Source organism: Streptomyces sp. ActVer, assembly GCF_027270795.1.
Taxonomy (GTDB): domain Bacteria; phylum Actinomycetota; class Actinomycetes; order Streptomycetales; family Streptomycetaceae; genus Streptomyces; species Streptomyces umbrinus_A.
On sequence record NZ_JAPWHT010000648.1, the window covers coordinates 1 to 4,231 of the forward strand.

Here is a 4,231-nt window from a genome sequence, read left to right on the forward strand (position 1 = left end):
GGCCTGTGATCGCACGGCCCGTCGCGTTCTCGATCCCACCCGCCGCCAGGCGCTCGTCCGCTTCCGGGGAACGTCGGCCGAACCGGTCGGTGGGCCCAGGCAGATGACCGGAATCGTCCACGCCGTGCGATCACAGGCCGAGCCATGCGTCCCGTGCGGCGGCGCCGGTTCACAGGCGAACAGCCGCTCCCCGTCCGGCGCCCGGGCCACGACCAGCAGCAGATCTGCGCCCTCGCCGTCGGGCACGAAGTCGGCCTCCCCCCGCAGCACCCAGCCGTCGGGCCCGCGCTCGGCCGTCACATCGGCGGCCTGCACGAACCCGGCGACCGTGGCCGTGACCGCACCGGAGGCGATCCCGGGCAACCAGCGCTCACAGGCCCGCCGATCACCACTCCCCAGCAGGGCGTGCCCCGCAAGCACGACGGCCGGCAACAGCGGCGCCGGACACAGCACCCGCCCGGCCTCCTCCAGAACCACGGCGAGTTCGGCGAAGGTGTAACCCCCACCGCCGTACTCCTCCGGCAGAGCAAGCCCGTGCACCCCGATCTCCCCGGCGAGCCGCGCCCAGAGTGCCTGGTCGTACCCGCGCGCACTCTCCACCTGCTTGCGCACTTCTTCGGGCCCACAGGTCTCGGCGAACAAGTCCCGCAGAACCGCCCGCAGTTGACGCCGCTCCTCGCTCTCCAGCAACACGGCCGGATCCACATCGAGCCGGTTCACACAGACCTCCCTAGACCAAACAACTCCGGTTCCATGGGCGCCCCTCCAGGGGCGCGGGGCTGTGACATCGTGCGGCTCCGCCGCGTGGGCGCGACCAGCCACGACACACCCGCAGCGATCATCGAATCCACACCCCCGGACCCCTCACACCGTGAACCGCCCCCCGTTGGCCAGCAGAACCGCCCCAACGAGATTCACCGCCTCATCGCTGGCCAGAAACAACGCGACGTCGGCGATCTCCCCAGCCGTCGCGTAGGGCCGCACCCGGGGATCGGCCAGGTCCTGCCGCAACGCGGCAGGCGTCCGCGCCGCCATCCCCGTCTCGGTGGGCCCCGGCGCCACCGTGTTCACGCGGACGCCGAACGCGATCGCCTCCTTGGCGACGGCCTGGCTCAACGCGTGCGCACCGGCCTTCGAGGCCGCGTAGTGCGGATAGCCGGCCGGAGCGTCGAAGGCCGAGGAAGAGCCAACGGTGACGATCGCACCGGACCGGCGGGGCGCCATGACCCGCAGCGCGGCCCGCAGGACATGGAAGGTGCCGTCCAGGTTGACCCGCATGACACGCCGCCAAGCGGCCCCGTCGAGCCGGGTGACGACATCGGGAGGCCGTTCGTCGAGGAGCGCCTCGGCGATCCACTGCTTCGCCTCCGGGTCGTCGACTCCGGCCGCGTGCACCACAACGTCCAGGCGCTCTTGCGCCCGTACGACCCCTTCGACCGCGCGGTCGACCTGGTCGGCGTCCGAGACGTCCATGGTCACCGCGTGTACGCCGGGCAGTTCCTTGGCGACCGCCTCGGCCGCGGCGCCGTCGACGTCCGCGGCGAAGACCACGGCTCCTTGCGCGGAGAGTCGCCGGGCGACCGCCGCGCCGATGCCGGAGCCGGCTCCGGTGACCAGCGCTGCTCTGCCCGTGAAGCGTCCGTGTGGCGTGTCTTCGTCGTCCATCGGATCCACCCGCCTCCGCTCACTTATTGAACTGACTTCATTTTTGCTACCGTTTCGCGCATGTCAACAGGCAGGATGAGAGCAGTCCGGATGACGCACTGGGGCGGCCCACCGGTGCTGATCGAAGTGGCACGCCCGATACCCGGGGCGGATGAGGTCCTGATCCGGGTGGAGGCGGCGGGAGTGTGCCGCTCCGACCTCCACGTCCTGGACGCCCGGCCCGGCATCCTTCCGTACCGAACTCCGTTCACTCTCGGGCACGAGGTCGCCGGGCGTGTGGCCGAGCGCGGCCCCGGGGCCACCGGTCCGGCGGTGGGCGAACGCGTCGTCGTCTACGGCCCCTGGGGGTGCGGACTGTGCAGCCGCTGCGCGGCCGGCGCGGAGAACTACTGCGACCGGCGCGCGGACCTCGACGCCGTCCGGACGGGTACGGGAGTGGGGCTGGGGCGCGACGGCGGCATGGCCGACTTCCTGCTCGTACCGTCCGGACGGCTGCTGGTTCCGGTGGGCGATCTGCCCGCCGCGCAGGCGGCGCCCCTGTCGGACGCCGGGCTCACCGCATATCACGCCGTGTCCGGGATCCGGCCGACGCTGCCGCCGCTCAAGGGCGGTGCGAGCGTGGCCGTCGTCGGGGTCGGCGGGCTGGGGCATCTGGCGGTACAGATCCTGCGGGCCACGACGCCGGCGCGGGTCCTCGCCGTGGACGTACGCGAGGAGGCACTCTCGCTGGCCGACGCGTGCGGCGCGCACTTCGGCACGCTGCTGCGGCCCGACACCGCGGAGGTGCTCCGGCGACGGGCCGGCGGGATCGGCGTGGACGCCGTGCTCGACTTCGTCGGCAGCCACTCCAGCCTGGAGCTCGCGGTCGGCGCACTGCGGGCGGGCGGCGAGCTGGCCGTCGTCGGGAGCGGCGGCGGGGAGCTCACCGTACGCAAGCCCGGAGCGCTGCCTCCCGGGGTGCGGATCTCGCTGCCTTTCTGGGGGACGCGGCCGGAGCTCGAAGAGGTCGTCGCCCTGGCGCGCAAGGGCGTGGTCAGGGTGGAGACGGAGGAGTTCGCCCTGTCGAGCGCGCCGGAGGCGATCGACAGACTGCGATCCGGCCATGCGCGAGGGCGTACGGTACTCGTCCCCGACTGATCCGGACCGCTCACGCGGCCTGTCCGGACCCCTGGCCGATCCGAGCCAGATCCACGGCCCGGCCGATCCCTCCGACGTCGGCGGCCCGGCCGAAAGCAGCCCTGTCAAAGCTCGTACCGACGCACCTCTCGACTACAGAAGTGAGTTCAATTAGGGTTCGGGTCACTCAGCGACACGACAAGGCGGTGGGACCCGCTATGGGTGTTGGAACAGTGGATCTGCTGGTGGTGGGCGGCGGAATGGCCGGGCTCTCGGCCGCCGCCCGGGTGGCCGCGGAAGGCGGCTCCGTGGTTCTCGTGGAGAAGGCGGAGCGCCCCGGCGGCTCGGCACGCTTCGCCGGCTTCGTATGGACGACCCCCACCTTCGACGAATTGCGTCGCGTCAATCCCGACGGCGACGCGGAACTCGCCGCGGCCCTGGTGGACGGGTTCGCCGACGCGGTGGCCTGGATCCGGTCGCTCGGCGTGGAATGCCGGCCGCCGGTTCCCGTACTCGGCTTCGGCCGGGGACATCAGCTCGACACGAACCACTGTCTCGACACCTGCGAGCGGTTGATCCGCGACCGGGGCGGCGAGGTACTGACCGCCACCTCGACGCGCACCCTGTTGACGGAGAACGGCGTGGTCACGGGTGCGGAGTGCGTACTGCCGGACGGGTCGATCCGCCGGATCGACGCCACCTGGACCCTGCTCGCGACCGGCGGGTTCCAGGGAGATCTGGGCCTGCGTAGGGAGCACGTACATCCCCAGGCCGCGGACATCGGGCTGCGGGCGAACCCGCACAGCCGCGGTGACGGGCTGTCGCTCGGCCTCGCGGCGGGGGCCGCGTTCGGCAAGAAGGACGCGGGTTTCTACGGGCATCTGATGCCCGCGGGCGTCTCCCTCGCCGACCCCTCCCGATTCGTCGACCTCGCCCTCTACTACAGCGAGCACGCCCTGCTGTTCGACCTCACGGGCGAACGGTTCGTCGACGAGACCGTCGGGGATCATCTGACCACCATGGCACTGCTGGAAAGACCGCAGGCCCGTGGGCTGCTGGTCGCCGACGCGCGGGTGCACCGGGAATGGATCTCCGCGTCGTACGTGGAGGGCATCCCCGGGGTGGACAAGTTCCAGCTCTGCCATCGCGCGGGCGCCCGCAGCGCGGTCGCCGACAGCCTGGAGGAGTTCGCGTGGATGCCCGAGGAGTGGGGCTACCCGGGCGCCGGGATCCGTGACCGGGTCGAGGAGTACAACACCACCGTCGGCGGGGGCGGCGAGCCGGCCCCCGGGCGACTGCTCGACCGGCAACCGCTCGACGAGCCGCCCTTCTACGTGATCGAGGCCGCCCCCGCGATCACGTTCACCTTCGGCGGTCTGCTCATCGACGCCGAGGCCCGCGCCCTGGCGGCGGACGGCCGGCACACCGTGCCCGGCCTGCTCGTGGCTGG

General features: G+C 72.1%; 4 protein-coding genes. 2 read left to right on the plus strand and 2 right to left on the minus strand.

Annotated features, from left to right (window positions below):
- A partial coding sequence (locus tag O3Q52_RS49685) for an acyl-CoA dehydrogenase family protein (protein ID WP_269655018.1) occupies nt 1–720 on the minus strand: 720 nt, incomplete at its 3' end.
- A 144-nt stretch (nt 721–864) separates the two neighbouring features.
- Nucleotides 865–1,665: an SDR family NAD(P)-dependent oxidoreductase gene (locus O3Q52_RS49690; RefSeq protein WP_269655019.1), complete on the minus strand. Its 801-nt coding sequence runs from the start codon at nt 1,663–1,665 to the stop codon at nt 865–867.
- Nucleotides 1,666–1,740: 75 nt separating this feature from the next.
- Between O3Q52_RS49690 and O3Q52_RS49695 the strand changes: the two genes are divergently transcribed.
- Together O3Q52_RS49695 and O3Q52_RS49700 are read left to right on the plus strand one after the other, a co-directional pair.
- A complete protein-coding gene (locus O3Q52_RS49695) occupies nt 1,741–2,802 on the plus strand; it encodes an NAD(P)-dependent alcohol dehydrogenase (RefSeq protein ID WP_269655021.1) in 1,062 nt (353 codons plus the stop codon).
- A 197-nt stretch (nt 2,803–2,999) separates the two neighbouring features.
- A partial coding sequence (locus tag O3Q52_RS49700) for an FAD-dependent oxidoreductase (protein WP_269655020.1) occupies nt 3,000–4,231 on the plus strand: 1,232 nt, incomplete at its 3' end.